Origin of the sequence: Mesorhizobium sp. B2-1-1, assembly GCF_006442975.2 — a bacterium.
In the GTDB taxonomy this organism is placed as follows: domain Bacteria; phylum Pseudomonadota; class Alphaproteobacteria; order Rhizobiales; family Rhizobiaceae; genus Mesorhizobium.
This window is the reverse complement of the sequence record NZ_CP083954.1, coordinates 554,872-580,737: the sequence shown is the minus strand read 5'-3', so window position 1 is coordinate 580,737 and position 25,866 is coordinate 554,872. Positions and strand designations below refer to the sequence as shown.

The 25,866-nt window shown below is 63.5% G+C and carries 28 protein-coding genes; 14 read left to right on the top strand and 14 right to left on the bottom strand.

Annotated features, from left to right (window positions below; translation table 11 throughout):
• Positions 1–6: 6 nt before the first annotated feature.
• A complete protein-coding gene (locus tag FJ972_RS02755; protein ID WP_140491491.1) occupies positions 7–741 on the bottom strand; it encodes a TetR/AcrR family transcriptional regulator in 735 nt (244 codons plus the stop codon).
• A gap of 127 nt (positions 742–868) precedes the next feature.
• Between FJ972_RS02755 and FJ972_RS02750 the strand changes: the two genes are divergently transcribed.
• Positions 869–2,053, top strand: coding sequence for an HlyD family secretion protein (locus tag FJ972_RS02750; protein WP_140491489.1), 1,185 nt, complete (start codon positions 869–871; stop codon positions 2,051–2,053).
• 22 nt (positions 2,054–2,075) lie between these two features.
• The gene (locus FJ972_RS02745) at positions 2,076–3,668 is read left to right on the top strand and encodes a DHA2 family efflux MFS transporter permease subunit (RefSeq protein WP_140491487.1); all 1,593 of its coding nucleotides are present in this window, start codon (positions 2,076–2,078) and stop codon (positions 3,666–3,668) included.
• A gap of 157 nt (positions 3,669–3,825) precedes the next feature.
• On the opposite strand, the gene msrB is transcribed toward FJ972_RS02745, so the two are convergent.
• The 4 genes from msrB to FJ972_RS02725 form a co-directional block, all read right to left on the bottom strand.
• Positions 3,826–4,329, bottom strand: coding sequence for a peptide-methionine (R)-S-oxide reductase MsrB (gene msrB / locus FJ972_RS02740; protein ID WP_140491485.1), 504 nt, complete (start codon positions 4,327–4,329; stop codon positions 3,826–3,828).
• A 198-nt stretch (positions 4,330–4,527) separates the two neighbouring features.
• Positions 4,528–5,085 (bottom strand): fasciclin domain-containing protein, encoded by a 558-nt coding sequence (locus FJ972_RS02735; protein ID WP_140491483.1) that lies wholly within the window; start codon positions 5,083–5,085, stop codon positions 4,528–4,530.
• A gap of 222 nt (positions 5,086–5,307) precedes the next feature.
• On the bottom strand, positions 5,308–6,006 hold the full coding sequence (locus tag FJ972_RS02730) for an anti-sigma factor domain-containing protein (protein ID WP_140524237.1): 699 nt from the start codon (positions 6,004–6,006) through the stop codon (positions 5,308–5,310).
• On the bottom strand, positions 6,003–6,542 hold the full coding sequence (locus tag FJ972_RS02725; RefSeq protein WP_140491478.1) for a sigma-70 family RNA polymerase sigma factor: 540 nt from the start codon (positions 6,540–6,542) through the stop codon (positions 6,003–6,005). The genes FJ972_RS02730 and FJ972_RS02725 overlap by 4 nt, the downstream gene beginning before the upstream one ends.
• A 146-nt stretch (positions 6,543–6,688) precedes the next feature.
• Between FJ972_RS02725 and FJ972_RS02720 the strand changes: the two genes are divergently transcribed.
• Positions 6,689–8,182 carry an amidase gene (locus tag FJ972_RS02720; protein ID WP_140524235.1) on the top strand — a complete coding sequence of 498 codons (1,494 nt, stop codon included), beginning with the start codon at positions 6,689–6,691 and terminating at the stop codon, positions 8,180–8,182.
• A gap of 166 nt (positions 8,183–8,348) precedes the next feature.
• Complete coding sequence (argB, locus tag FJ972_RS02715) at positions 8,349–9,242, top strand: acetylglutamate kinase (protein ID WP_140491474.1); 894 nt, start codon at positions 8,349–8,351, stop codon at positions 9,240–9,242.
• A 25-nt stretch (positions 9,243–9,267) separates the two neighbouring features.
• On the opposite strand, the gene FJ972_RS02710 is transcribed toward argB, so the two are convergent.
• Positions 9,268–9,726 (bottom strand): RidA family protein, encoded by a 459-nt coding sequence (locus FJ972_RS02710; RefSeq protein ID WP_140524234.1) that lies wholly within the window; start codon positions 9,724–9,726, stop codon positions 9,268–9,270.
• Positions 9,727–10,047: 321 nt separating this feature from the next.
• Positions 10,048–10,524: an Lrp/AsnC family transcriptional regulator gene (locus FJ972_RS02705; RefSeq protein ID WP_140491470.1), complete on the bottom strand. Its 477-nt coding sequence runs from the start codon at positions 10,522–10,524 to the stop codon at positions 10,048–10,050.
• A 137-nt stretch (positions 10,525–10,661) separates the two neighbouring features.
• Here FJ972_RS02705 and phhA point away from each other — a divergent pair, with 137 nt between their 5' ends.
• Entirely contained in the window at positions 10,662–11,498 is an 837-nt protein-coding gene (gene phhA, locus FJ972_RS02700) for a phenylalanine 4-monooxygenase (RefSeq protein WP_140514307.1), read from the top strand.
• Positions 11,499–11,539: 41 nt separating this feature from the next.
• Here phhA and FJ972_RS02695 read toward each other — a convergent pair whose 3' ends face one another.
• Positions 11,540–12,160, bottom strand: a complete 621-nt coding sequence (locus tag FJ972_RS02695; RefSeq protein WP_224519054.1) for an Lrp/AsnC family transcriptional regulator — start codon at positions 12,158–12,160, stop codon at positions 11,540–11,542.
• Between the two features lie 315 nt (positions 12,161–12,475).
• Here FJ972_RS02695 and FJ972_RS02690 point away from each other — a divergent pair, with 315 nt between their 5' ends.
• The 3 genes from FJ972_RS02690 to FJ972_RS02680 all read left to right on the top strand — a co-directional run bounded on the left by FJ972_RS02690 (position 12,476) and on the right by FJ972_RS02680 (position 15,694).
• Entirely contained in the window at positions 12,476–13,240 is a 765-nt protein-coding gene (locus FJ972_RS02690; protein ID WP_224519058.1) for a transporter substrate-binding domain-containing protein, read from the top strand.
• 178 nt (positions 13,241–13,418) lie between these two features.
• On the top strand, positions 13,419–14,723 hold the full coding sequence (locus FJ972_RS02685) for an NAD(P)/FAD-dependent oxidoreductase (RefSeq protein WP_140514308.1): 1,305 nt from the start codon (positions 13,419–13,421) through the stop codon (positions 14,721–14,723).
• Positions 14,720–15,694 (top strand): amino acid ABC transporter permease, encoded by a 975-nt coding sequence (locus tag FJ972_RS02680; protein WP_140514310.1) that lies wholly within the window; start codon positions 14,720–14,722, stop codon positions 15,692–15,694. The genes FJ972_RS02685 and FJ972_RS02680 overlap by 4 nt, the downstream gene beginning before the upstream one ends.
• A gap of 212 nt (positions 15,695–15,906) precedes the next feature.
• Here FJ972_RS02680 and FJ972_RS02675 read toward each other — a convergent pair whose 3' ends face one another.
• From FJ972_RS02675 to FJ972_RS02665, 3 genes are all read right to left on the bottom strand, one after another.
• A complete protein-coding gene (locus FJ972_RS02675; protein WP_140491459.1) occupies positions 15,907–17,346 on the bottom strand; it encodes a GMC oxidoreductase in 1,440 nt (479 codons plus the stop codon).
• A complete protein-coding gene (locus FJ972_RS02670) occupies positions 17,343–17,513 on the bottom strand; it encodes a hypothetical protein (RefSeq protein ID WP_181165184.1) in 171 nt (56 codons plus the stop codon). The genes FJ972_RS02675 and FJ972_RS02670 overlap by 4 nt, the downstream gene beginning before the upstream one ends.
• Before the next feature lie 189 nt (positions 17,514–17,702).
• A complete protein-coding gene (locus tag FJ972_RS02665) occupies positions 17,703–18,464 on the bottom strand; it encodes a GGDEF domain-containing protein (RefSeq protein ID WP_140491457.1) in 762 nt (253 codons plus the stop codon).
• 160 nt (positions 18,465–18,624) lie between these two features.
• On the opposite strand from FJ972_RS02665, the gene FJ972_RS02660 reads away from it, so the two are divergent.
• Positions 18,625–19,335: a pyrimidine 5'-nucleotidase gene (locus FJ972_RS02660; protein ID WP_140491455.1), complete on the top strand. Its 711-nt coding sequence runs from the start codon at positions 18,625–18,627 to the stop codon at positions 19,333–19,335.
• A gap of 108 nt (positions 19,336–19,443) precedes the next feature.
• Here FJ972_RS02660 and FJ972_RS02655 read toward each other — a convergent pair whose 3' ends face one another.
• Positions 19,444–20,289 (bottom strand): LOG family protein, encoded by an 846-nt coding sequence (locus FJ972_RS02655; protein ID WP_140491453.1) that lies wholly within the window; start codon positions 20,287–20,289, stop codon positions 19,444–19,446.
• A 146-nt stretch (positions 20,290–20,435) separates the two neighbouring features.
• Between FJ972_RS02655 and dapD the strand changes: the two genes are divergently transcribed.
• The 3 genes from dapD to FJ972_RS02640 all read left to right on the top strand — a co-directional run bounded on the left by dapD (position 20,436) and on the right by FJ972_RS02640 (position 22,047).
• Positions 20,436–21,290: a 2,3,4,5-tetrahydropyridine-2,6-dicarboxylate N-succinyltransferase gene (gene dapD / locus FJ972_RS02650; RefSeq protein WP_140491451.1), complete on the top strand. Its 855-nt coding sequence runs from the start codon at positions 20,436–20,438 to the stop codon at positions 21,288–21,290.
• A gap of 72 nt (positions 21,291–21,362) precedes the next feature.
• A complete protein-coding gene (locus FJ972_RS02645) occupies positions 21,363–21,677 on the top strand; it encodes a DUF805 domain-containing protein (RefSeq protein ID WP_140524233.1) in 315 nt (104 codons plus the stop codon).
• On the top strand, positions 21,670–22,047 hold the full coding sequence (locus FJ972_RS02640; RefSeq protein WP_224646216.1) for a DUF805 domain-containing protein: 378 nt from the start codon (positions 21,670–21,672) through the stop codon (positions 22,045–22,047). Before FJ972_RS02645 ends, FJ972_RS02640 begins: the two co-directional genes overlap by 8 nt.
• 73 nt (positions 22,048–22,120) lie before the next feature.
• On the opposite strand, the gene FJ972_RS02635 is transcribed toward FJ972_RS02640, so the two are convergent.
• Positions 22,121–23,158, bottom strand: a complete 1,038-nt coding sequence (locus tag FJ972_RS02635) for a 2-dehydropantoate 2-reductase (RefSeq protein ID WP_140524231.1) — start codon at positions 23,156–23,158, stop codon at positions 22,121–22,123.
• Between the two features lie 129 nt (positions 23,159–23,287).
• Here FJ972_RS02635 and dapE point away from each other — a divergent pair, with 129 nt between their 5' ends.
• Together dapE and FJ972_RS02625 are read left to right on the top strand one after the other, a co-directional pair.
• Positions 23,288–24,481, top strand: coding sequence for a succinyl-diaminopimelate desuccinylase (gene dapE / locus FJ972_RS02630; protein ID WP_140524229.1), 1,194 nt, complete (start codon positions 23,288–23,290; stop codon positions 24,479–24,481).
• A gap of 5 nt (positions 24,482–24,486) precedes the next feature.
• Positions 24,487–25,116 (top strand): transporter, encoded by a 630-nt coding sequence (locus FJ972_RS02625; RefSeq protein WP_140514320.1) that lies wholly within the window; start codon positions 24,487–24,489, stop codon positions 25,114–25,116.
• Here the strand turns inward: FJ972_RS02625 and truA are convergent.
• On the bottom strand, positions 25,104–25,853 hold the full coding sequence (truA, locus tag FJ972_RS02620) for a tRNA pseudouridine(38-40) synthase TruA (RefSeq protein WP_140524228.1): 750 nt from the start codon (positions 25,851–25,853) through the stop codon (positions 25,104–25,106). The two genes, FJ972_RS02625 and truA, sit on opposite strands and share 13 nt — an antisense overlap.
• Positions 25,854–25,866: the final 13 nt, after the last annotated feature.

The following is a 25,866-nucleotide window of genomic DNA, read 5'->3' as shown; positions in this document are numbered from 1 at the left end:
GCCGGGTTAAGCCTTCGCCTCCAGGGCGATCATCTTGTGGCTTTCCTCCGCGGCAAGCATTTCGGTGCCATAGGCCTTCAGGAACATGTCGACGCCCGACCTGACGATATGGTCGATTTCGTCCTGGTTCGGAGCCTTGGCGCGATAGGCGAAGATGCACTGCCGGAAAAGACCGGCCAGGCAGAGTTCTGTGAACTGATAGGCGGCAAGGTCGACATCGTCGATCTTGAGCAGGCCACGGTCGATGGCGGCCTTGAGGAAGGTCACGACCTTGTCGTGGCCGCGTTTGGGGCCGCGTTCGTAAAACCGCGCGCCCATGTCGGGTATCCTGTCGGAGGCGCCGATCACCGTGCGCTGGGCCTGGATGACCTTGGCCGAGGTGATCTTCATGGACAGGACCTTGCCGAATTTCACCAGCGTCTCGCGCAGGTCGTCGGCACGGTCGAGCACGTCATACATGTTCTTGAAGATCGTGCCGCGCTCTTCCTCGATCAGCGCCTCGAACAGCTCTTCCTTGTTGGCGAAGTAGACATAGATGGTGCCTTTCGAAACGCCGGCTTCCCGCGTGATGTCGTTCATCGAGGCCGCCTCGAAGCCCTTGTCGATAAAGACCCGGCGGGCGCCATCGATGATCTGGCTGCGCTTGACCGGATCCTGTCCGGCTGCCGGGCGGCCGCGGCGCAAGCCGTCCAGCAGGTCGCCGCAATTGTCGTTTTCGACGTCGGGCGTTGTGTCGGCCATTAAAGTCACACCTCGAAAATAATTCGAACCAAGCGGTTCGATTGCCTCTTGATATGGTCCTCTTTAGGCGCTATGTCAACGGCCGGATCGAACCGAACGGTTCAGTATTATAACTTAGAGAGATGTCATGTCCTCGAACGCGCCGTCCACCGCCGAAGTCCGTCCTTTCCCCAACGCCAAGGTCGCCCCGGCGACGGAAGCACCGGAAGTTCCCGTCCACCCAGTCGCCGCGCCGCCTCTGGCGGAAACTCCGGCGAAGAAGAAGCGTTCCGTGCGCTCTTTCCTGCTGCCGATCATCGGCGTCGCACTGCTCGGCGCCGGCGCCTGGTACGGCTACGATTACTGGACCACCGGCCGTTTCATGATTTCGACCGACGACGCCTATGTCCAGGCCGACATGGCTTTCATTTCGCCCAAGATCTCCGGCTATGTCGATCAGGTCAAGGTCAGCGAGAACCAGCAGGTCAAGGCCGGCGATCCCCTGCTGACGGTCGATGACGGTGATTACAAAATAGCGGTCGCCCAGGCCGAGGCGCAGATCGCCACGCTGGCCAGGACGCTCGATCGCATCGATGCGCAGACCAAGGCGGCGCAGGCCTCCTTGCAGCAGGCGCAGGCCGCCAAGACCGCCGACCAGGCCGCGGCGGCCAATGCCGCGCGCGCCCAGCAGCGCGCCGCGCAACTGCTCAAGACCCATGTCGGTACGCAGGCGCAACTCGACGACGCCCAGACGGCGCTCGACCAGGCCAACGCCGCTCTCGTCGGCGCCGACGCGCAGATCGCCGCAGCACAGGCCAATATCGGCGTGCTGGAGGCGCAGCGTGCTGAATCGGCAAGCACGCTGGCATCCTTGCAGCTCAGCCGCGACAAGGCCGCGCGCGACCTGTCCTTCACTGTGCTCAAGGCGCCCTATGACGGCGTCGTCGGCAACCGTTCCGTCGAGCAGGGCGACCTCGTGAGCCCCGGCCAGAAGCTCGCCGTCATCGTTCCGATGAACAAGCTCTACATCGTCGCCAACTTCAAGGAGACCCAGCTTGCCCGGCTGGTGCCCGGCGAAAAGGTCAGGATTTCGGTCGATGCCATCGACGGCGAGCCCATCGAGGGCACTGTTTCCTCGCTGGCGCCGGCCTCGGGTGCCGTGTTCTCGCTGCTGCCGCCGGAAAATGCCACCGGCAATTTCACCAAAGTGGTGCAGCGCGTCCCGGTCCGCATCGACGTGCCGGCCGATGCGCTGAAGAGCGGCAGACTGCGCGCCGGCTTAAGCGTCGTTGTCGCCGTCGACAGCCGCACCGCGCCGGCCGCGATCAACTGAGCGCGCTCCGGGGAGCAACGCCATGGCCACCGCAACCCTGACCGCAGGAGCGCCGCCGGCGAGGCCGGCTGTGCCTGACACCATCTCGACGCGGCGCGTCATAGCCTTCCTGGCGATGGTGTTCGGCATGTTCATGGCCATCCTGGACATCCAGATCGTCTCGGCCTCGCTGGCCGAGATCCAGGCTGGCCTGAGCGCCAGTTCCGACGAGATCCCTTGGGTGCAGACGGCCTATCTGATCGCCGAGGTGGTCATGATCCCCCTGTCCGGCTTTCTCAGCCGGATGCTGTCGACGCGTGTTCTGTTCACAATTTCGGCGGCGGGTTTTACCGCTGCAAGCGCGCTCGCCGCGACCGCCACCAACATCGACCAGATGATCGTTTACCGCGCCATCCAGGGTTTTATCGGCGGCGGCATGATCCCCAGCGTCTTTGCGGCCGCCTTCACCATCTTCCCGCCGTCGCGCCGTGCCGTCGTTTCGCCGATGATCGGCCTGGTGGCCACCCTGGCGCCCACCATCGGTCCGACCGTCGGCGGCTATATCAGCCACGCAATGTCCTGGCACTGGCTGTTCCTCGTCAATGTCGTGCCCGGCATTCTGGTGACGACGGCGGCCTGGTCGCTGATCGACTTCGACAAGCCCAACCTGAAGCTGTTCTCGAAGTTCGACTGGTGGGGCCTTGCCGGCATGGCGGCGTTCCTCGGCTGCATGGAATATGTGCTCGAGGAAGGCCCGAACAATGATTGGCTGCAAGATCAGGCGGTGTTCATCTGCGCCGTCGTCATGACCTTCGGCGCGGTGCTGTTCTTCTGGCGGGTGTTCACCGCCGAGGAGCCGATCGTCGATCTCAAGGCGTTCAGCAATATCAACTTCGCCTTCGGCTCGCTGTTCTCCTTCGTCATCGGAATCGGCCTCTACGGTCTCACCTATCTCTACCCCGTGTTCCTCGGACGCATCCGCGGCTACGATTCCATGATGATCGGCGAGGCACTGTTCGTCAGCGGCCTGGCGATGTTCTTCACCGCGCCGGTCTCGGGCATCCTGTCGAACAAGATGGACCCGCGCCTGATGATGATGATCGGCTTCTTCGGCTTCGCCACCGGAACCTGGTGGATGACGCATCTGACCGCCGACTGGGATTTTTACGAGCTGCTCATCCCGCAGATCCTGCGCGGCTGTTCGATGATGCTGTGCATGGTGCCGATCAACAACATCGCGCTCGGCACGCTGCCGCCCGAGCGGCTGAAGAATGCGTCGGGCCTGTTCAACCTGACCCGCAATCTCGGCGGTGCCGTCGGCCTCGCCCTGATCAACACGGTGCTGATCGACCGCAACGCCTTCCACTATGCAAGGCTCTCCGAGCACGTACAGTGGGGAAGTGCGGCCGCGCAGCAGAAGCTGCAGAACATGACGCTCAATTTCGAGCAGACCGCCGGCCTGGACGCGGCCAGCGCGGCGATCTCGAAATTGTCGGGCATGGTCCAGCAGCAGGCGGCGCTGCTGTCCTTCATGGACGTGTTCTACATGCTGACGGTGCTGTTCGCGACGCTTGGCCTGTTCACCATGATGATCCGCAAACCGGCGGCCGCCGGCGGTGGCGGCGGCGGGCACTGACACCGGGAGAAACGGTTTGCGTTCGGTAATGCGCTGAAAGCAAGGAAACACGGGCAGCCGTTTCGGGAAGCTCCTCCAGTCCACGCCCGAAATGACTGACCGCTAAAAAACTCCGGGTCGCAAACCCGGAGTTTTTTCATATCGCGGCCGCATGGTCTCAGGCTGTGGCGGGCTTGAAGCTCAGCGCCACGCCGTTGATGCAGTGACGCAGCCCGGTCGGCGGCGGGCCGTCGTCGAAGACATGGCCCAGATGGCCGCCGCAGCGGCGGCAGTGGACTTCGGTGCGAGTCATGCCGAGCGACCGGTCCTGCGTCTTGCCGACGGCGTTGGCGATCTCCTGCCAGAAACTCGGCCAGCCGGTGCCGGAATCGAACTTCGTCTCGGAGGAGTAAACCGGCAGGTCGCAGCCGGCGCAGGCGAAGACGCCCTTGCGGTGCTCGTTGAGCAATGGGCTGGTGCCGGGATATTCGGTGCCTTCCTTGCGCAGCACGTCGAAGGCCGCGGGAGACAGGATCGCGCGCCATTCGGCATCGGTCTTGGTGACTTCGAAGGTCTCCGCCGCACGTGCATCCTGCGATCCGCCCATGCGCAGCAGAGATGCCGTGCCGGCGACCACGCCGATGGCGGCGGCGCCGCTCAAGAGAAAGTCGCGACGGTTCATGGCCAATCCTCCTGCTATCTGTTTGCCACATTCAACGCTCGGCTGAAAATCAAAAGCCGTTGAGGGCCGAACGTTACCCGCACCAGCCTCCTGGATGGAGCCACAGTGCGGAGCGGACGCCTGCCGGCGCAACGCGTGTACGAAGTCGCGCACCGGCAGGAGAGCCTTGCTGCCTGTTCGCCGGCAGCGAGCCGTATGTTACATCTTCGGCAAAAGAACCTTGTCGATGACGTGGATGACGCCATTGGACTGCCTGACGTCGGCAATCGTCACATGGGCGACATTGCCGTTCTCGTCCGTGACGGTGACCTTGCCCTTATCGGCCTTGAGCGTCAGCTCGCAGCCGCCGGCGGTCTTGACTACATGCGCGCCGCCATCGGCCTTGGCCATCTTGGCGACGTCGGCGGCCATCGCTTTCGCCGCGATCACATGGCAGGTCAGGACCTTGGTCAGCTTGTCCTTGTTCTCGGGCTTGAGCAGCGTTTCGACCGTGCCGGCCGGAAGTGCTGCAAAGGCCTCGTTGGTGGGAGCGAAGACGGTGAAGGGCCCGGCGCCCTGCAGCGTGTCGACCAGGCCCGCTGCCTTGACGGCAGCGACCAGCGTCGTGTGGTCCTTCGAATTGACGGCGTTCTCGATGATGTTCTTCTTGGCGTACATGGGTGCGCCCCCGACCATCGGATTGGCGGCATAGGCGATGGTGCCGAGCGCTGAGAGGCCGATCGTACCGGCGAGCAAAAGGGTGGCGAATTTACGCATCATGTAAGTCTCCTCGGGTTGTTTTCCCCATCATTGGGAACGCGAGGAGATACGGGCCATGAAAAACTTAGTTTCGCTTTCTATGAAAGAATTCTTTTCTTCCGAATGAGGTCCAGTGATTTCGGTGGATAGGCTGATCCAACCGCGGGAATTTGGTCCGCGGTTATCCTTGCAAAAATAGACTTCACTATTTTGTAAGGCGACGGTCCGGGCGGGGAGCCATCAGATGCCCTTCAGGTCGCCTGCCGCGACCACCGGTCCCGTCGGCTGGCCGGTCGGCGAACCGCCTGAAGGCTCGAGGCTGACCGCCAGCACGGCGCCCTGCGCAAGTTTCTGCTGCACGGCCGGCGAAACCGCCACATGCGCAGCCTTCCCGGCCGGGATGACGCCCATCGAAACCGGCGCGTTCTTGCCCACGATCACCCACAGTTCGAAGTCCTTGCCGGAGGCCCGCTCACCGGAAACGTGCGACAGGCCGACTTCATGATGCGCCGCGTCATAGACGACGAGGTATCTGACGTCGCTGCCTTCGGCGGCCAGCGAGGCGACAAGCTGTGGTTGTTGGAGCGGCGGGTTGATGAAAGGCAAGGCGATGTAGATCGCCAGCGCCGCGATGGCGGCGGCGGCAAGGCCGCGCCAGAAGGCAAGGCTCGACCATAGGCCGGCGCGAGGCTGCGAGGCGAACAGCCGGCGATCGATCGCCTCCTTGACCCTGATCGGAGGTTCTGTCCCGGGATAGGCGACGGCCAAGGGCGAAAAATGGGCCTCCCAGGCATCGACAAGCCGAGCGAATGCGGCGTCGCCATCGATGCGGCGGGACGCGATCTGGCGTTCTTCCGCTGTCAGGACGCCAAGAACATATTCGGCGGCGAACAGGTCGTCGCCTCCACGTTCCGGTCCGTCGTCGTCTACCAGCGTCATCTTTCCAGACACTCTCTGAGCTTCAGCAGGCTGCGCCGCAGCCAGGTTCGCATCGTGTTCAGCGGCACGCCATGGCGCTCCGCCAGTTCGGCATAGCTCTCGCCGTTCAGATAGGCGCCCCGGACAGCCGCTGCCCGGCCCTTCTCCAATTCCTCGAGACAATGGTAGATGCGCTCGGACTCGCCACCTGCCACGGTCATGGCCTCCGGTCCCGGCGCCGGATCGGCCACATCGAGCGCGGCATCGATATAGGCGGCAGGTTCCCGCCGCGCCCTGATACGATCGATCGCATGGTTGCGCGCGATGGCCACCAGCCAGGAAATCGGGCTTAGATCCGAGACGGCGAAACGGTCCGCCTTCGTCCATATCTTGACGAAGACCTCCTGAAGCGCCTCTTCGGCATCTCCCCGGTCCTTCAATACACGAAGGCAAACACCGAAAAGTTTCGCGCTGGTCTGCCGGTACAACAGATCGAACGAAGCCCGGTCCTTCATCGAAGTCCGGACAATCAGATTGCTGATCTCCTGTGGCGTCATGTCGGCAAATTAGGGGATTGCGATGTATTTGCAACGGCGCAAATTTCCGTACACCCAAAGCTTTCCGCACCGCGCCGCACTCGTTCCATCGCTCGATTGCCAACGGATTGGCCGCTGGTTACCTTGCCTGGATCGGGGGAGCGCGCATGTCGGTCGAACGAGTGCTGTGGGAAGAAGACGCCACCGGCCTTGCCACGTTGGTGCGCAAGGGCGAGGTTTCGCCGGTCGAACTGGTCGACGCGGCGATCGCGCGCGCCGAGGCCAGCCGGCCTGAAATCAATGCCACGGCCGAGACACTCTACGATGCGGCGCGCAGCCGGGCGAAGGGCATCGATCGTTCCCTACCGCTGGCCGGCGTGCCCTTCGCCATCAAGGATCTCGGCATCGCCATCAAGGGCGTGCCGTCGCATGGCGGCAGCCGCATCCCCGCCTGGATGCCCGAGGTCAGTTCGGTGCTGACCGAACGCTATCTCGCCGCCGGACTGACACCCATCGTCACCTCGACATCGCCCGAACACGGGCTGCGGCTGATGACCGAATCAAAAGCCTTCGGCATCACCCGCAATCCCTGGAACACCGGCCACACCAGCGGCGGCTCGTCCGGCGGCGCTGCGGCACTGGTCGCCGCCGGCGTCGTGCCGGTGGCGCATGCCTCAGATGGCGGCGGCTCGATCCGCGTGCCTTCTGCCTGCACCGGGCTGGTCGGTCTCAAGACCTCGCGCGGCCGCGTCCCGCTGTCGCCATTGGTGAGCGAAAGCTGGTACGGCATGGTGGTCGACCATGCCGTCACCCGCTCGGTGCGCGATTGCGCCCTGCTGCTTGACCTCACCCATGGCCCCGACCCGCTCGCACCCTATGTCGCGCCGCCGCCGAAGGGTGCGTTCGCCGCGGCTGCCGCCCGCGATCCCGGCAAGCTCAAGCTCGCAATGTACCGGAACTCTCCGCTTGGCCTGCCGATTTCGGCCGAGACGCTGAAAGCGCTCGATACCGCGGTGGCGCTCGCCCGCGAGGGCGGCCACAGCGTCGAGGAAATCGATTTGCCCTCCATCGGTCGCGACTTCTTCGCCGATTTCTGCAGAACGGTTGCCTCGGCTGTCGCAGGCATGTTGCGGGCCGAGGCGGTGCGCGTCGGCCGCACCGTCACCGGCGACATCGAGCGCGCGACGCGGGTGCTCGGCCGACTGGGCGAAATGGTCTCGGCCGGCGAGACCTATGCCGGCTTGCAGCGGCTGCATGCCGCCTCGCGGCAACTGATTGCGGAGACGGCGCGTTACGACGCCGTGCTGATGCCTGTTATCGCCCACCCGCCGCTCGCTTGCGGCGCGATGGACCCGAAGGGTGCCGACGAGCTCATCGAGAATATGCTCGACAAGCTTCGCCTCACGGCGCTGCTCAGGATCGAACCGCTGTTCGGCCAGTTGATGGACAAGAGCCTGTGGTTCACTCACTGGCCGGCGATCCAGAATGTCAGCGGCCAGCCTTCCATCGCGCTCCCTGTTTACGTCACCGAAGCCGGCCTGCCGCTCGGCGTCCAGGCCGCGGGCCGCCCCGGTGACGAGGAGACGCTTTTGTCCCTGGCCGCGCAGATGGAGAAGATCTCCGGTTGGCTTGGCCGCAGGGCGCCGCTTATGGTGCCTTAAGTGATGACGAGGTCGTGAGCCGCCCGAAGATGACAGCAAAGCCGTTTGCGGCCCGCGTCAATTCCCGCTAAGACGCCGCCGTCTTTACCTGATGCATGTCGCCAAAAATGCGCAGCGGTTTTGGGGCAACGACAGGCATGAAATCAAAAGCCAGGGAACCACGCCGATGACGGACATCGCCGCCACCGCCGAAATGCAGGCCGCCCTGCTGTCGCGGGCGCTGCCCTACATGCAGCGCTACGAGAACAAGACGGTGGTGGTTAAATATGGCGGCCACGCCATGGGCGACAGCGAACTCGGCAAAGCCTTCGCGCGCGACATCGCGCTGTTGAAACAGTCCGGCGTCAACCCGATCGTCGTCCATGGCGGCGGGCCGCAGATCGGCGCCATGCTCAACAAGATGGGCATTGAATCCAAATTCGAGGGCGGCCTGCGCGTCACCGACCAGAAGACGGTCGAGATCGTCGAGATGGTGCTGGCGGGCTCTATCAACAAGGAGATCGTCGCGCTCATCAACGCCGAGGGCGAATGGGCGATCGGCCTGTGCGGCAAGGACGGCAACATGGTGTTCGCCGAAAAGGCGCGCAAGACCATGATCGACCCGGACTCCAACATCGAGCGCGTGCTCGATCTCGGCTTCGTCGGCGAGCCGGTCGAGGTCGACCGCACGCTGCTCGACCTTCTGGCGCGCTCCGAGATGATCCCGGTGCTGGCACCTGTGGCGCCCGGCCGCGATGGTCACACCTACAACATCAATGCCGATACCTTCGCCGGCGCCATCGCCGGCGCCTGCAAGGCCTCGCGTCTTCTGTTCCTCACCGATGTGCCGGGCGTGCTCGACAAGGACAAGAAGCTGATCGACGAGCTGACGGTCGCCGAGGCCAAGGCGCTGATCAAGGACGGCACGGTGTCGGGCGGCATGATCCCGAAGGTCGAGACCTGCATTGAGGCGATCGAGCGCGGCGTCGAAGGCGTCGTCATCCTCAACGGCAAGACGCCGCATTCGGTGCTGCTTGAACTGTTCACCGAGCACGGCGCCGGCACGCTGATCGTGCCCTGATATTTGTGGGCTGTCGCGCCCGGCGCTAATCCGGCAGAGCGGCGACCGCCACGATCTCGATGACGAGATCGGGATGCGCAAGTGCGGCAACCCCGATTACCTCCGAGGGCGGCGGATTGTTGTAGCTGCAGTGCTTCGGGCAGTGCGCGGCGAAGAATTCGTCCATGACGTCCAGCCGGAAATTGGGGGAACTCAGAACGCCGCCGTCCGGAAATGGTCCTTTGATATATTGGGTGATCTTGACGAGATGCTCGAGCGAGCTGCCAAGCTCCTCCAGGTCCGATTTGATGGTCGTCAAAATGGAGCGCCATTGCGTCGCCGCGTCCCCGACGGCGCCACCTTTGCCCGTCGACGGGTCGTAATTTTCGGCCGTGCCCGTATTGCCGGCGAGAAAGACATAGCCCCTGGCGCCGCTGACGACGGTGCCTTTTCCCCAAGGCATCAGCCGGCCCTCTTTCGTCTTTTTATGGGTGACAAGCTGCATCTCTTCCTCCTGCCGGACACCTCTGCCCCCAGGAAGTAGCGCGCAGCCTGATAACGGCCAGCGTGAAAAAGTCAGGCGCGGTGCGAATGCATGGCCGCGAGCACGGCAGGTTTCCATGCCGTCCGTTCGAACACCATCGATTGCTCTTCCGCGTCTGTGGCGCGCTCCGGAAATCGGCCATCTTTCATCCGGCCATCGCGCGTCAGAAATCCCCAGACTCGCGGACCAGAGCCGCCGTCCATCTCCGTATACCAGCGCATGGAGAACGAGCTTCATGGCGGGACCTCTTCATGGGTGATCCGCCCATGCTGGCCGGCGCCATCACCGCCGCAGATGTCCGAGCGGCACGTGGCCGGGTCCCTTGATGTTCTGCAGCACGAGCTGCGTGTGGACGTCGCGCACACCGTCGAGCCGCATCAGCCGGTGCATGACGAAGGCGTTGAGTTCGTCGACCGACGGCACCATGACATGCAGCAGGAAGTCGTGGTCGCCGGTCATCGTCCAGCAGGATGATACCTCGTCCATGCGCTGGACCGCGGCGATGAAACTCTCGGGCGAACCGTCGCTGTGGCTGACCAGCCGCACCTGGATGAACACCTCGACCGTCAGGCCGACGGCACGGCGGCTGAGCACGGCGGCAAAGCCCTTGATGATGCCGGCCTCCTGCAGCGCCTCGAAGCGCCGCGCGCAAGGTGTCGTCGACAGGCCGATCTCCTGCGCCAGTTCGGAGACCGGCTTGCGTCCGTCGCGCTGGAGGATATCGAGCATCTTGATCTCGAAATCGTCGAATTGAGGCATTTTCACTCCGCTATGGCATATTCCGAGTGGATGTTATCCAAAAATCCTCATTCCGGCCATCACCAAAACCGATTTGCCTCCGCAAGTCCGGTTAACTTCGGGCACATCCGGAATTCAAGATTGGCGAGGAGAAAACCATGACGACAATGAGCGTTGCCGAATATGCCCGCGACTGCGCGGCTCAAGGGTTGCGCGGCGACTACTCGGTCTGCCGTGCCGATTTCACCGTGGCGCAAGGCTATGACTACAGCGCCGAGGAACAGGCGGTCTGGCGCACACTGTGCGACCGCCAGACGAAACTGACGCGCAAGCTCGCCCACCATTCCTATCTCGACGGCGTCGACAAGCTCGGCCTGCTCGACCGCATCCCGGACTTCGACGAAGTCAGTGCCAAGTTGCGTAAGCTGACTGGCTGGGAGATCGTCGCCGTGCCAGGGCTCATCCCGGCCGCGCCCTTCTTCGACCATCTCGCCAGCCGCCGTTTCCCCGTCACCAACTGGCTGCGGACGCAGCAGGAGCTCGACTACATCGTCGAACCCGACATGTTCCATGATTTCTTCGGACATGTGCCTGTGCTGTCGCAGCCGGTCTTCGCCGACTTCATGCAGATGTATGGCCAGAAGGCCGGCGACATCATCGCGCTGGGCGGCGACGAAATGATCAGCCGGCTCTACTGGTACACGGCCGAATACGGCCTCATGCAGGAGAGTGGTCAGCCGCTGAAGGCCTTCGGCGCCGGCCTGATGTCATCCTTCACGGAGTTGCAGTTCGCGGTCGAAAGCAAGGATGCGCACCATGCGCCTTTCGACCTGGAAACGGTGATGCGCACGGGCTACGAAATCGACAAGTTCCAGCGCGTCTATTTCGTGCTGCCGTCCTTCGACGCGCTGCGCGACACATTCCAGACCGCCGATTTCGCGGCGATCGTCGCTCGCCGCATGGGCGAGCCCGCACTCGACCCGGCGACTGTGTAGCCGGATTTGGATGGGCAGGGGCGAGCGAAACCTCGCCCTTCCTACAGTGCGGCATAGATGTTGCGATTGAACTTCGTCTCCATCACCACATGCGATGCGGTTTTGACGATGCCGCTGATTTCATTCAGCGCATTCACTTCCCGGTTCAGCTTCTCGAGCGTCTCGGCCGCGACATGGATGATCAGGTCCCACTCGCCGGTTATGGCATAGACCGCCTGGATCGAAGGCATCGCCTTGATCTTCCTGGAGACGTCCGGGTAGCTCTTGTTGTTCAGGGCGGCGAAGGTGAAACAGTGGACGGAATTCTGTGCCGCCTCCTTGGTCAGCCGCACCGCGTAGCCTTCGATGACCCCGCCCGCCTCGAGCTTTTGTATGCGCTCCTGCAAGGCAGTCCGGGATACGCCGAGCTGACGCGCCAGTGATGCGACCGGCTCACGCGCGTTCTTCTGCATCAGCGCGAGCAGCTGGCGATCTTTTTCGGTCAATTCCACAATCAATCCTCTCCTTCGATCCGCCCTGGAACCCGTCCAATCGCTCGGCGCGATCCTATCGGCTGAACCACCGCCGCGACAATCCTCAGGAACCGCCGGTGCAGGCTGCGCAAGGCGCAAATATCCGGCATTTTGCCGCCTCACGGCACGTAATGACTGCATGGCTGCCATTATCCGGCATTTCGCCGGGTGGAACCCTGCTTTTCGCGACCTGAGTGTCAACTGTCACAAACGCCAGTCCATGAGGGGGAACAGCTTCGGCTGCGATGGACGCAAATCGACACCGAGCCGCGTTGGACTTGCATCCGCAAGCCGAACGCCACGGTACGCCGCGGAGACGTCGCGGACGAGGCCGATCGAAACAACCACTGGTGCCCGACGCAGGTACCGTCATTTCAGCTGCATCCATAAGGGAGGATAACTTTGAAAAAACTGCTCGATTTCGCCATTCTTGCCGTCGCGACATTCGCGATCACGACGGCGGCCATGGCCGGAGAAACTTTGGATCGCGTCACGTCGAAGAAGGCGATGGTCGTCGCCACCAACGCCGCCTGGCCGCCGCAAAGCTTTCTCAATGACAGCAACGAGCTCGCCGGCTTCGACATCGATGTCTCGCGCGAGATCGGCAAACGGCTGGGGGTCGAGGTCTCGTTCGAGACGCCCGACTGGGCGACCCTGACCGGCGGCCGCTGGCAAGGGCGCTACGACCTCGGCGTCGGCTCGGTCACGCCGACCAAGGCCCGTTCCAAGGTGATCGATTTTGTCGGCATCTATTACTACAGCCCCTATGTCTACGTCGTGCACAAGGACAGCACCGCGAAGTCGGTCGCCGATCTCAACGGCAAGGTGATCGGCGTCGAGACGGCCACCACCTCGGAGGATTTCATCCGCCGCAAGCTTGAGATCGACGCGCCCGGCCTGCCTCCCGTCGAATACAAGCTGGAGCCCGGCGAGATCCGCACCTTCGCCGATTCCATGCTTCCCTTCGATGACCTGCGGCTTGGCGACGGCGTCCGCCTGAATGCCGTGATCGCGCCGGAGCAGACGGCGCAGAACGCCATCAAGAACGGCTATCCCGTGAAGATCCTCGAAGGGGAATATGCCTTCCGGGAACCGCTCGTGGTCATCGCCGAGAAGAACGATCCCGAGTGGACCGCAAAGGTTTCGGGCATCATCGCCGAGCTGAAGAAGGACGGCACGCTCGCCGCGCTGACCACGAAATGGTACGGCAAGGACTACAGCGCCAAATGACGTTGGATTGCCCGCCGGCCACCGCTCGGCGACCGGCGGGCATCACGTGTCAGATGCCGGAGCGGTGCAGCGTTTAAAACAATCGCCACCCCTCTCCAAACCTTTGTTCTTGCGCAATTCCCCAGGGAAAAGCGCTACGCGCTTTTCCTGACGAGCGGGATGCAGTTGAAAGTCGCCGATGGCCTATCCGGACACCTACTACGCCCGCACCATGATCGACCGGAAGATCAGGCCCCCGCTCCGCGGCGAGGCGCACTGTGACGTGGCCGTCGTCGGCGGAGGACTGGCCGGCCTGACCACGGCGTTGCAGCTGTCGCGTTCCGGGCTGCGCGTCGCTGTGCTGGAGGCCCAGGTCGTCGGTTTCGGCGCCTCCGGCCGCAATGGCGGCTTCGTCACGCCTGGCTTCGCCACCGGCGGCGACACCATTGCCGCACGCGTCGGCAAGGAGGCCGCGCGGCAACTGCACCGGCTGTCGATCGAGGGCGTCGAGTTCGTGCGTCATACCATCGAGGCTCTCGACATATCGGCCGCCATGCCGCGCGAGGGGCTGGTCAGCGTCCTGCGCTACGACGATGGCGACGCGCTCAAGGCCTATGCCGACCAGACGGCGCGCGACCACGGATACGAGCTTCAATATCTGCGCAGAGAAGACGTCCGTTCGGTGCTTAAATCGGCTCGCTACTATCAGGGCCTGCGCGACCCGAAAGCCTTTCACATCCATCCGCTTAATTATCTGCGTTCCGTGGCCGATGAGATCGAGCGGCTTGGCGGCAGCATCCATGAGAGCTCCGAAGTCGTGCAATGTGATCTGTCGGGGCCGCAAAAGATGCTGCGCACGCGAGAGGGCACGCTTCGGGCAACTCGCGTCGTGCTGGCTACCGGCGGCTACACCGGCCCGGTATTCACCCAGCTCCACCGCGCCTTCCTGCCCATCGCGACCTATGTGATGGTTTCCGAGCCGGCGCCGCGCCTGATCGCGCAAGCCGTTGCGACCACGGACGCGGTCGGCGACAACCGGCGGGCCGGCGACTACTATCGGCTGGTCGATGGCGGCAATCGCCTTTTGTGGGGCGGGCGCATCACCACGCGCGCCGCTTCCGCCTACGCGCTGGCGCGCGAGTTGCGCCGCGAGATGATCGGTACCTATCCGCAGCTTGCGGACCTCAAGACCGAACTGGCCTGGTCCGGATTGATGTCCTATGCCCGTCACCTGATGCCCCAGATCGGCGAATTGCAGCCGGGCGTCTGGTATTGCACGGCTTTCGGCGGCCATGGTCTCAACACCACGGCCATCGCCGGAAAAGTCGTTGCGGAAGGCATTCTGGGCGTTTCGGACCGGTACCGGCAGTTCGCGCCATTCGGATTGAGCTGGGCCGGCGGCGCCGCCGGCCTGGCGGCCGCGCAGCTCACCTACTGGAAATTGCAGGCGCAGGACTGGTGGCGAGAACGTCATGCCGCCACGAAAGACAAGGTGACGGCATGATCGGCAGGCTGATGCTCTTCTATCCGGGGATCACCCGCCGCGCAGCGGCGGCGCTCGTGCTGGCGCTGTTGGCCGCCGGCCTTTACGCGATGGGCATCAAGTCAAGCTGGATCGGCTCGGTGATTCCAGTTGCATCCGGCTGGCTGCAGGCCAACCCTGCCCTGTCGCGCGCGCTTTCCGCAGTGCTGATCGCGCTCGTTGTGCTGGTGAATTGCAAGCTGCTGCTGCTTTTGCCCCGACGGCAGCAGATCGTCGGCGTCTGGATCGAACTGTTCGTGCTCCTGATGCTGTTCTTCTATTCCTTCGACCTGTCGCTTGCCTTCATCGCCAGGAAGATCGGCTTCCTGATCACCCAGGGCGTCACCACCACGCTCTACATTTCGGCGATCTCGATCCTGATCGCGACAGCCATCGCACTTGTCGGCGCGATCGCCAAACTGACCGGAAACGGCATTGTGTACGGGCTGGCCACTTTCTACACCTCGTTGTTCCGCGGCCTTCCTTTGCTGATGCAGATCTACATCATCTATCTCGGCCTGCCGCAGGTCGGTTACGTGATCGGCGCGGTGCCGGCCGGCATTCTGGCGTTGTCGCTGTGTTATGGCGCCTACATGACCGAGATCTTCCGCGCCGGCATCGAAAGCATTCCGCGCGGACAGAGCGAAGGCGCCACCGCGCTTGGACTGAGTCCCGGCCAGACCATGGCGCTGGTCATCCTGCCGCAGGCCATGCGCGTCATCATCCCGCCGACCGGCAACCAGTTCATCGCCATGCTGAAGGACTCGTCCCTGGTGTCGGTCGTCGGCGTCTGGGAGATCATGTATCTCGCCCGCACCATGGGCCAGACGGAGTTCCGCCATATCGAGATGTTGATCACCGCCTCGATGATCTACTGGATCCTGTCGATCACGCTGGAGTTCGGCCAGGCCTATCTCGAACGGCGTTTCGGCCGGTCGGAGCGGCGGGCGTAGGAGCAATACCAGGAAAACTGCTCACGGTTTTCCGTCCAGAATAGCGTGAGGCAAAGAGCTGGGAGCTCGGCGATCCCTCAAGCGCTGAAGCGCTCGCTGGCTGCCGCCGTGGTGCTGGTGCGCATCGCCATAAACGGCTTTTAAGCCGCTCCGGCGCCATCATGTGACGCGGCCTTGCCGGGATGAGGTGATTTCGCGGGGCTGCGGAACGATCAGGCGGCGACCACCTTGCCGAGATGCTCGCCGAGCCGGCAGGCCAACGCCGTGATCGTCGTCGTCGGGTTGCATTGGCCCGAGGTGCAGAACACCGAGGAGCCGCCGACATAGAGATTGTCCATCCCGTGCACCTTGCAATTGGCATCCACGACGCTCGTGGCGACATCGGTGCCCATGCGCGTACCGCCCATGTGATGGTGACCGGCCGTCTCCTCGTCCGTCGGGTAGTCGCCGCCATTCGAAATCCAGTCGGCTATACGCACCCGGCCCAGATTCTTCTGGGCTAGCGTCGTCCCGAAAAGCCTCAGCCCTTCGAGCAGCGTGCGGCGTTCCAGGTCCGATTTCTTCCAGTGCAGCTCGATGCGCGGCACGCCGGCGTGGTCGACCACGGTCTTCGACAGCTCGACCCGATTCGAGGCCAGCGGCGCCTGCTCCCAGGCGACATAGAGCTGGGCCGCGCAGCGCAGGTTCTGGTTGAGCCTGCCCGATAGCCACTCCGCCATGTTGGGCGCCGTACAGGCGAGATCCGCGATCAGGTCCTTGACGCCGGGATAGGGCGTCTCGATCAGCCTGATGCCGAAATTCATGATCCGCAGCCGCTCCATCGCGGCCGGCATCGGCGAGAAGAAGGCCTCGTTCACCGCATCGACCTCGAATGCGCCATAGTCGGCCAGGATGGCGTTGCCGCCCTGGAAGGTCGGGTGTTCCATCCAGTAGCGGCCAAGTGCCGTCGCGTTCGGCACGACGCCGCCATTGGAGCGCTGGTTCGACCACAAAAGCAGCCGCGAATTCTCCAGCCCGCCGGTACAGACGATGAAGTAGTCGGCGCTGAAGAAGCCGGCATCCTGCCCCTGCGACCGCAGCCTGGCGCCGGTCACGCGTCTGCCGTCGCCGGCAAGCTCGGTGGCACAGGTGTTGAGCACGACAGCGATGTTCCTGCTCTTGTCGAGCTCGTCGGCGTATTTTTCAGCGAAGCGCACCGCACCGCTCTTGATCAGCTGCACCCAGCGGATGTCGTCCGAGATCGGCGCGTCCGGCCGGAAATCCGGCAGTTCCAGGATTTCGCGCACTTCGCGCAGATAGGGTTCAATGTCACTGCGCCGGATCGGCCAGCCCGTGTCCGGCACCCACGCCTTCGGCTCGAAATCCTGTTTGTCGAGCACGCGGCACCAGCCGGCCCAGTGGTTCGAGCTGCCGCCCATGAACCGCAGCCGGGTGATATCGAGATCGAAATAGAAATCGCCGACCGTGGTGCCGCGGTAGAAATCCTGCGAGGTGTCGCTGAACTCCCTGCCGCCGGCCTCCAGCACCACGACCGGTATGCCGGCGGCGCCGAGCTTTCTGGCGATCGTGGTGCCGGCCGGGCCGGAGCCGAGAACGCAGACCCTGGGCGTGAAATTCGCGGCGCGAAACGCCTCATAACTGTCGAAGATCATGCCAGGTCGCTCCGCTTCAGGATCCAGCCATTGACCTCGACGATCTCATCGGGGGCGGCTTCGGAAGAACCCGCATCGGGCAATTTGCGGAACAGCGACAGGGCAGGCACCGCGATCAGCGTCTGCATGATCATTCGGCGCGATATCTTCTTGATAAGGAAACTCATGACAGGTCTCTCGACGGGGTCTCTATCCAGGCATGTTCCCTGAACATCCAGGCATGTTCCCTGAACGGCACATGCTTCATCATCGAAGCCAGAAGCGTGCCAAAACTGGTTGCAAGCCGGAACAATGCGCAGCCGAGTGCAAACAGGGTTAGAGACTCCTTAACAAGCCGATATGCTGGATCAGCCCGTTCAGGCCGCCTCGGAGATGTCGGTGTCGAGGATCACCAGGTTGCGTCCCCGATGTTTGGCCTGGTAGAGGCGCCGGTCGGCGGCCCGCATCAGCTCCGACACGCTGGCGCTTTCGTCGCAGAGGGTTCCGCCGATGCTGACGGTCAGCGGAATGGTCCGCTCGTCCACGGGCCGGAAGCGGATCAGCTCGACCTCGCGGCGGATGTGCTCGGCAACGCGCTTGGCTTCCCGTTCCGTGGCTCCGACCAGCAATGCGCCGAACTCCTCGCCGCCGATGCGGCCGAGGACGTCGCCGTCGCGCACCCCGCGCTTGATGGCGCTGGCGATCAGGAGCAGCGCGTCGTCGCCGGTCAGATGGCCGAAACTGTCATTGATCATCTTGAAATGGTCGGCATCGATGATCAGCAAGGCGCCGCGATCGGGCTTGTGCCGGGAGCCGTTGAGCACGGCAAAGAAGCTTTCCCGGTTGAGCATGCCCGTCATGTCGTCGCGGCTGGCCTTTTCCGCCAGCCGGCGATGCGCTGCGGCAAGCTGGGCGTGCGTGCGGGCAAGGTCGCGATGCGCCGACTTCAGCCTGTCGCTGTGCCAGAACGTGCTTGCGCAGGCCGCCCATGCAAGAACCAGCGGACACAATGTCGAGGTCAGCCAGATCATGCGGTTGACCGGGAATCCCATGGCGGGGACGATGATCAGGGTCAGAAGGAGCGAAACCGCGACGGAGACGAAAGCAATGGTGGCGGACTTCAGAATTATACTGCTCATCGCTGGCTCCCACTGGACCGCCTCTGTGCCAGCAAGCCCTGAAGGCCACCTTTCCAGGATGCCTAAAATTTGAACGGTGAGACTGTTCTGCCACTTTCGGCGCGTAGAAGTTGTGGATAAAGCCCCTTCAAGATCGTCCGTTTCGTGCCATAAGGGGCGCATGGCTACACACCCCGACCCCGCTCGCTTCGCCCATGTCACCGACTGGGTGTTCGACCTGGACAACACGCTCTATCCGCATCATTCGAATCTGTTCTCGCAGATCGACGTCAAGATGACCGCCTATGTCGGGGAACTGCTGTCGCTGCCGCGCGAGGACGCGCGCAAGCTGCAAAAGGAACTTTATCGGGAATATGGCACGACACTGAACGGGCTGATGACGCGCCATGGCATAGACCCCGACGATTTCCTCGAGAAGGTCCACGACATCGACTATTCCTGGCTGGTGCCGGATCCCGTCCTCGGCACCGCCATTCGCCAGCTTCCCGGCCGCAAGTTCATCTTCACCAACGGCGACCGCAGGCATGCCGAGCGCACTGCGCGCCAGCTTGGCATCCTTGATCATTTCGACGACATCTTCGATATCGTCGCCGCCGGGCTCAACCCCAAGCCGGCGCGCCAGACCTACGAGAAATTCGCCGAACTTCACGCCGTCACCGGCCACAATGCGGTGATGTTCGAGGATCTCGCGCGCAACCTGTCCGTGCCGAAGTCACTGGGCATGACGACGGTCCTGGTGGTGCCGCGCAATTTCGAGCCGACATTCTCCGAAATCTGGGAGCGCGATCCGGCGCAGGAAGATGATGTCGACTTCGTCACCGACGATTTGGCCGGGTTTCTGACGGAGATAGTCGTGGGGATAAGGCAGTAGGGCAGTAGGGCAGTAGGGCAGTAGGGCAGTAGGGCAGTAGGGCAGTAGGAAGATGAGGGGCGCTCTCAGCCCTTGATTCTAGATATACTGCCTTACTGCCCTACTCCCTTACTCCCCTAACTTATAGAACCGGCTGACGATGCCCCAGGCCTCGTCGGCGGTGTCGACGAAATCGATGATGTCCTGGTCGCCGGGACTGATCGTGCCTTGCTCGGCGAGGAAGTCGAGATCGATCGCCCGTTTCCAGAAGGATTTGCCGAACAGGATCACCGGTACGCGCTCCATGCGCCCGGTCTGGATCAGCGTCAGCGTCTCGAAGAATTCGTCCATCGTGCCGAAGCCGCCGGGAAACACCGCGACGGCCTTCGCGCGCATGACGAAATGCATCTTGCGGATGGCGAAATAGTGGAAGTTGAAACAGAGTTCCGGCGTCACATAGGCATTGGGCGCCTGCTCGTGCGGCAGAACGATGTTAAGGCCGATAGAGGGCGCGCCGACATCGTCGGCGCCGCGATTGCCCGCTTCCATCACGCCGGGCCCGCCGCCGGTCACCACGACATATTCGCGGTAGTATGAACTGGCCGATTGCTGCGAGCACAGGCGGGCGAATTTGCGCGCTTCCTCGTAATATTTGCTGTTTTCCTCGAGGTTTTTCTTCTGCGTCTCGTTTTTGGCCGCCCAGGCCTCGCCGCCGGGTTCAGGCAGCCGCGCGCCCCCGAACAGGACCACGGTCGAGCGGATACCGCGCTCGGCCAGGATCATCTCCGGCTTCAGGAGTTCGAGCTGCAGCCTGACCGCGCGCAGTTCGCGCCGCGTCATGAAGTCGGGATCGTTCCACGCCAGGCGGTAGGTCTCGGCGCGCGTCTGCGGCGTGTCCGGCACGCTCCTGGCCCGCTCCAGATCCTCGTCCGAATGCGGCAGCGGCGTCCAGCCCGCCTTTTCCATGGGTGTCATGATGTCAGGTCCGTCCATTTCATTCACTTGCGCCGTCCCATGGCGCAGTCGCGATTGACCCCTACTCTGCCTTCACATAGGGTCCGCGCGATTTTCAAAACAGGTTAAGGCTCAGCCCCTTAACAGCCTGGTAATGGAGCGAATTCATGTCGAAGCCGGATCTGGCGAGCCTCGAAAAGACCATCGACAAGGCCTTCGAGGAACGTGACGCGATTTCGACGGCGACCAGAGGCGAGACACGCGACGCCATCCAGTCGGCGCTCGATCTGCTCGACCGCGGCACCGCCCGCGTTGCCGAGCGCCAGGCCGATGGCCAGTGGCATGTCAACCAATGGCTGAAGAAAGCCGTCCTTTTGTCCTTCCGGCTGAACCCGATGGAGATCATCAAGGGCGGTCCCGGCCAGGCCGTGTGGTGGGACAAGGTGCCGTCGAAGTTCGACGGCTGGAGCGCCGTCGATTTCGAGAAGGCCGGTTTCCGCGCCGTGCCGTCGTCGATCGTGCGCCGCTCGGCCTATGTCGCGCCGGGCGCCGTGCTGATGCCGTCCTTCGTCAATGTCGGCGCCTATGTCGATTCGGGCACCATGGTCGATACCTGGGCTTCGGTGGGCTCCTGCGCCCAGATCGGCAAGAATGTGCACCTGTCGGGCGGCGTCGGCATCGGCGGCGTGCTGGAGCCGATGCAGGCCGGTCCCACCATCATCGAGGACAATTGCTTCATCGGCGCGCGCTCGGAAGTGGTCGAAGGCTGCATCGTGCGCGAGGGCTCTGTGCTCGGCATGGGCGTCTTCATTGGCCAATCGACCAAGATCGTCGACCGCGCCACCGGCGAGATTTTCTACGGCGAAGTGCCGCCGAATTCCGTCGTCGTAGCCGGTTCACTGCCTGGCAAGCCGTTTCCGAACAATGAGCCGGGTCCAAGTCTCTATTGCGCGGTCATCGTCAAGCGGGTCGATGCCAGGACCCGGTCCAAGACCTCGATCAACGAATTGCTGCGCGATTGATCTTTTTGGAAAGCGGGCGCACCTTCCGCCGGCGCGACGATCGGTCGCGCCGGTTCAACATGGAGGGGTGACATGGACTGGAAGTATCTGCTGACGAGCTTCGACAGCCGCATCGATCGCGCCAAGTTCTGGGCCGGCATCGGTATATTCATCGTCATCGGTATTGTTGTCTTCATTCTCGATGCGATTCTCGGCACGCGCTTCACGACCGCAGGCGGCGGCAGGATCGGCATGCTCGTCGCGCTGGCGTCGATCTATTTCGCGATTGCTCTCTATGCAAAACGCTGGCACGACCGCGACAAGTCGGGCTGGTGGACGCTGATCGGTCTCGGCGTTCTCGAAGGCGCCCAGGGTGTCAATCAATATGGACGGGACCCGCTTGCCTGACAGATCCAACCTTACTTGGCTTTTCTTCAAGACATCGGGCCGCGTCAGCCGCGCGGCCTATTTTCTTGGTGGGCTGCTCGTGGCCATCATCCAGGCCTTCCCGCTCTATCGTTTCACGCTGGTGCCGGAAGGCTCGCCCGAGAGCAACATGTGGTCGTTCGTCTTCTTCATCGCCTTCATCGCCTCGCTGTGGTCGAACATCGCACTGGCGGTGAAGCGGCTGCACGACCTCGACAAGCCCGGCATCGCGGCGTTGATCCTGTTCGTGCCGGTCGTCTCGATCGTCGCCTTCGTCGTGCTTTGCCTGTTTCCGGGCAAGCCCGGACCCAACCGCTATGGCAAGCGCACCAATGCACCGGCCGAACCCTGAGCGCCCATCATCGCGATACGCTACTGACGGTATGCATGAAAATGAAGGCCTGATCCGCGTCGCCTGAATTCATTCAGACGCGACGCGCTTCAGGCGCGGCGACCTGATCCGCGCCGAAACCGGGCGATCCGCGGCCGGCCGCTTCCGCTTCACGCACCAGGGCGATGATCCGCCGGACCGTCGGCGCCGGCGTGCCCGCTTCTTGCGCCAGGCGAAGAACGGCGCCTTGCAAATCGCCGATCTCCGTCGGCCGGCCGCGCTGCAGATCGTCCCACATGGAGGAACGCGCCTCCGGGTCGATGGCCAGCATCCGCCGCGCCAGCAGCCTGAATAGCCAATCGGGGAGGCGGAGCACTATCGGCAACAGCGCCGGCCGCAAGCCGGCGATCCGCGCCGGCTCGATGCCCGACGCCTTCATGGCCTGGAGCGCCTCGTCGATCTGTCTTGCCAGGATCAGCCGCCAGCGCCGGTCGGCAAGCTCGCTCGCCAGCGGCAGGCCCGAAAGCGCCACCAGCGCATTGTTCAAATTCATCAAAAGCTTGCCCCACAGCACGGCTTTCATGTCGGCATGGACTTCAACCCGGAACCCTTCGACGCCGAGAAGGCTGATCAGACCGGCATCGCTGTCCTCGATCATGACCTTGCCGTCGCTGGCGCGGTGGACACGCAGCGGCAATTCGCCGTCGGCCGATTGCACGACATTGAACGGCACCATGCCCGCCAGCACTGTTCGCCCGTCGACACCGGCGCGCAGCCTGTCGGCATTGTCGATGCCGTTCTGCAGGCTCACCACCACGGCGTCCGGCGGGGCATGTGCGGCGATGAGCGCAGCCATTTCCCGCGTCGCGCCGCTCTTGACGGTGACCAGGATCACGTCCGCCTGCGGCAAGGCGGCGGCTGGATCTGTGGTGACGGCAAGCGCTTGCCGCTCGAGGCCCCGGTCGCGGCCCTCAAGGTCGCTGACCCGCAATCCGCCTTGCCGCAGAGCCGCCTCGATGCGCGGCCGGGCCAGCAGGATGACCTTGCGCCCGGCGAGCGCCAGGCAGCCGCCGGCATAGCAGCCGATGCTGCCGGCGCCGGCAATGACGATTCTCTTGTCCCCGTTTGCCATCCAGTCGCTCCGCACCGGGCCCACGACTATACGACATGAAAACCATAATGTCGGCGGTATCGCCGGTCATAGGACTGGCCCCTACGTCTGGCCGTGACAGGCCTTCAGCTTTCGACTATCGCTTTTGCCATGACGCTGCCGACCGATCCCGCCGCAAACCTCGCCGCCCTCATCCGTTGCGCCTCCGTGACGCCGGCCGAAGGCGGTGCGCTGACCGCGTTGCAGACGATGCTGGAACCGCTCGGCTTCCTCGTCGATCGCCCGGTGTTTTCGGAAGACGGCACGCCCGACATCGAGAACCTTTATGCCAGGCGCTCCGGCAATGGCCCTCATCTGATGTTCGCCGGACACACCGACGTGGTGCCGGTCGGCGACGAAGCCGCCTGGACGCATCCGCCCTTCGGCGCCGAGATCGCCAATGGCGAGATGTATGGCCGGGGTGCGGTCGACATGAAGGGCGGCATCGCCTGTTTCATCGCCGCGGTAGCGCGCCATGTCGAGGCGAATGGCGGCCCGAAGGGCTCGGTCTCGCTGCTGATCACCGGCGACGAGGAAGGCCCGGCCATCAACGGTACCACGAAGCTGCTCGAATGGGCGGCTTCCAGGGGCGAGAAATGGGATGCATCGATCGTCGGCGAGCCGACCAACCCGGCTGCGCTCGGCGACATGATAAAAATCGGCCGGCGCGGCTCGCTGTCGGGCGACGTCATCGTCAATGGCCGCCAGGGCCATGTCGCTTACCCCTTGCTTGCCGACAATCCGGTACGCGGGCTGATGAGCCTGATCGATGCTTTGCTGCATCCCGTCTTCGATGAGGGCACGAAGGATTTCCAGCCGACCAATCTGGAGGTGACATCCATCGACGTAGGCAACCCGGCCACCAACGTCATTCCAGCAAAGGCAACCGCCACCTTCAACATCCGCTTCAATGACAGCTGGACCGCCGAGACCATACAGGCCGAAATCCACAACCGTCTCGACCAGGCGGCGGGCCGCAAGAAATACCGGCCCGGCAAGGAGATGCCGGTCGACTACGAACTCGTCTGGCGCGACCGGCCGAGCCATGTCTTCCTGACCCGCGACGACAGGCTGATCGAGACGTTGAGCGGCTCGGTCAAGGCGGTGGTAGGCAGAGAACCGGCGCTATCCACCTCAGGCGGCACCTCGGATGCGCGCTTCATCAAGGACTATTGCCCGGTTGTCGAATTCGGCCTGGTCGGCAAGACCATGCACATGGTCGACGAGCGCGTCGCCCTTGCCGATCTCGAGACGCTGACGCAAATCTATCAGCGCTTCATCGAAGACTGGTTCGGACAGGACTGAGCAGCATGCTTTCGGCGGACGAGACCCAAGTTTCGCTGACCGGCGCCTGGCGACTGATGCTCGGCAGGGCCGATGGCCTGCGTCTGCTCGACCTGTCTGCCGATGGTTTCTGGAATTCCTTTTTCGCCATCGTCGTCGCGGCGCCGGCATTGATCGTCGGCTGGGTCGGCATCGCCAACGAGATCGGCGATCCCGATGCCTTCGCGGGCCGCTTCAGCATGCTGTTGCGGCTGGCGACAGTCGATATCGGTTCCTGGGTGCTGCCTCTGGTCGCACTCGCTCTGGTCGCGCCGCGCGCCGGCATCGGCGGCCGCTTCGTGCACTATGTCGTGGCCTCGAACTGGGCTTCTGCCATCACCGCCTGGCTGATGCTGCCGTCCGCGCTGATCAGGCTTTTCCTGACCTCGGCGAGCCAGATCTCCAGCCTTGTGTCGCTGCTGTTGTTCGCGCTGTCGATGGTGCTGACCTGGCGCATGACCAACGCGACCATCGGCAGGGGGGCCGCAATCGGGACCGCTGTCTTCGTTGGCATGTTCATCGCTTCGCTGATCGTGCTGTTCGGGCTGCAGGCGCTGCTTGGCATCACGGTTCCGGACACCGGAGCTCAGAGCCTTTCGGGACTCTATCCGGGATAATCGACGCCGATCAGAAAAAGCCCGTCGGGCGGCGCCACCTGGCCGCAGGCGGCGCGGTCGTGCGCCTCGAGCGCCGCCTTGAGATCGCCGGCCGTCCATGCGCCTTCGCCGACGCGCTTGAGCGAGCCGACCATCGAGCGCACCTGGTTGTGCAGGAAGGAACGCGCCGAGGCTCTGACTTCGATCATGTCGCCCGAACGGCTGACGTCAAGACGGTCGAGCGTGCGCACCGGGCTCTCGGCCTGGCATTGCGTGGAACGGAAGGTGGTGAAATCATGCCGCCCGAGCAGCACTTTGGCTGCTTCGTGCATGGCAGCGGCGTCAAGCTGCTTCGGCACCCACCATACCTTGCCCTTTTCCAGCGCCGAGGGCGCGCGCCGGTTGAGGATGCGGTAGAGATAGTGACGGCCGATAGCCGAGAAGCGGGCATCGAAGCCGTCGACGACGGTCGTTGCTTTCAAGATCGCGATGCGGTTGCCGGCGGCCTGCAGATGCGCGTTGACGGCGTCGCGCACCTTGTCGTCCGGCCAGGCCTTGGCCAGGTCGACATGCGCCACCTGGGCCGTCGCATGCACGCCCGCATCGGTACGGCCGGCAGCGCGCAAGCGGACCTGCTGGCCGCAGAATTTTTCGATCGCCTGCTCGATCGCCTGCTGCACCGAAGGCTGGTCCGCCTGGTGCTGCCAGCCGGCAAACAGGCTGCCGTCATATTCGATGTCGAGGCGAAAACGCGGCATGTCGGGCGGCTAT

Excerpts from the sequence above, each read along its gene's own strand:
- FJ972_RS02755 (WP_140491491.1), bottom strand. The coding sequence starts at position 741 with ATGGCCGACACAACGCCCGACGTCGAAAACGACAATTGCGGCGACCTG.
- FJ972_RS02750 (WP_140491489.1), top strand. The coding sequence starts at position 869 with ATGTCCTCGAACGCGCCGTCCACCGCCGAAGTCCGTCCTTTCCCCAAC.
- FJ972_RS02745 (WP_140491487.1), top strand. The coding sequence starts at position 2,076 with ATGGCCACCGCAACCCTGACCGCAGGAGCGCCGCCGGCGAGGCCGGCT.
- msrB (WP_140491485.1), bottom strand. The coding sequence starts at position 4,329 with ATGAACCGTCGCGACTTTCTCTTGAGCGGCGCCGCCGCCATCGGCGTG.
- FJ972_RS02735 (WP_140491483.1), bottom strand. The coding sequence starts at position 5,085 with ATGCGTAAATTCGCCACCCTTTTGCTCGCCGGTACGATCGGCCTCTCA.
- FJ972_RS02730 (WP_140524237.1), bottom strand. The coding sequence starts at position 6,006 with ATGACGCTGGTAGACGACGACGGACCGGAACGTGGAGGCGACGACCTG.
- FJ972_RS02725 (WP_140491478.1), bottom strand. The coding sequence starts at position 6,542 with ATGACGCCACAGGAGATCAGCAATCTGATTGTCCGGACTTCGATGAAG.
- FJ972_RS02720 (WP_140524235.1), top strand. The coding sequence starts at position 6,689 with ATGTCGGTCGAACGAGTGCTGTGGGAAGAAGACGCCACCGGCCTTGCC.
- argB (WP_140491474.1), top strand. The coding sequence starts at position 8,349 with ATGACGGACATCGCCGCCACCGCCGAAATGCAGGCCGCCCTGCTGTCG.
- FJ972_RS02710 (WP_140524234.1), bottom strand. The coding sequence starts at position 9,726 with ATGCAGCTTGTCACCCATAAAAAGACGAAAGAGGGCCGGCTGATGCCT.
- FJ972_RS02705 (WP_140491470.1), bottom strand. The coding sequence starts at position 10,524 with ATGCCTCAATTCGACGATTTCGAGATCAAGATGCTCGATATCCTCCAG.
- phhA (WP_140514307.1), top strand. The coding sequence starts at position 10,662 with ATGACGACAATGAGCGTTGCCGAATATGCCCGCGACTGCGCGGCTCAA.
- FJ972_RS02695 (WP_224519054.1), bottom strand. The coding sequence starts at position 12,160 with ATGGCAGCCATGCAGTCATTACGTGCCGTGAGGCGGCAAAATGCCGGA.
- FJ972_RS02690 (WP_224519058.1), top strand. The coding sequence starts at position 12,476 with ATGGCCGGAGAAACTTTGGATCGCGTCACGTCGAAGAAGGCGATGGTC.
- FJ972_RS02685 (WP_140514308.1), top strand. The coding sequence starts at position 13,419 with ATGGCCTATCCGGACACCTACTACGCCCGCACCATGATCGACCGGAAG.
- FJ972_RS02680 (WP_140514310.1), top strand. The coding sequence starts at position 14,720 with ATGATCGGCAGGCTGATGCTCTTCTATCCGGGGATCACCCGCCGCGCA.
- FJ972_RS02675 (WP_140491459.1), bottom strand. The coding sequence starts at position 17,346 with ATGATCTTCGACAGTTATGAGGCGTTTCGCGCCGCGAATTTCACGCCC.
- FJ972_RS02670 (WP_181165184.1), bottom strand. The coding sequence starts at position 17,513 with ATGAGTTTCCTTATCAAGAAGATATCGCGCCGAATGATCATGCAGACG.
- FJ972_RS02665 (WP_140491457.1), bottom strand. The coding sequence starts at position 18,464 with ATGAGCAGTATAATTCTGAAGTCCGCCACCATTGCTTTCGTCTCCGTC.
- FJ972_RS02660 (WP_140491455.1), top strand. The coding sequence starts at position 18,625 with ATGGCTACACACCCCGACCCCGCTCGCTTCGCCCATGTCACCGACTGG.
- FJ972_RS02655 (WP_140491453.1), bottom strand. The coding sequence starts at position 20,289 with ATGACACCCATGGAAAAGGCGGGCTGGACGCCGCTGCCGCATTCGGAC.
- dapD (WP_140491451.1), top strand. The coding sequence starts at position 20,436 with ATGTCGAAGCCGGATCTGGCGAGCCTCGAAAAGACCATCGACAAGGCC.
- FJ972_RS02645 (WP_140524233.1), top strand. The coding sequence starts at position 21,363 with ATGGACTGGAAGTATCTGCTGACGAGCTTCGACAGCCGCATCGATCGC.
- FJ972_RS02635 (WP_140524231.1), bottom strand. The coding sequence starts at position 23,158 with ATGGCAAACGGGGACAAGAGAATCGTCATTGCCGGCGCCGGCAGCATC.
- dapE (WP_140524229.1), top strand. The coding sequence starts at position 23,288 with ATGACGCTGCCGACCGATCCCGCCGCAAACCTCGCCGCCCTCATCCGT.
- FJ972_RS02625 (WP_140514320.1), top strand. The coding sequence starts at position 24,487 with ATGCTTTCGGCGGACGAGACCCAAGTTTCGCTGACCGGCGCCTGGCGA.
- truA (WP_140524228.1), bottom strand. The coding sequence starts at position 25,853 with ATGCCGCGTTTTCGCCTCGACATCGAATATGACGGCAGCCTGTTTGCC.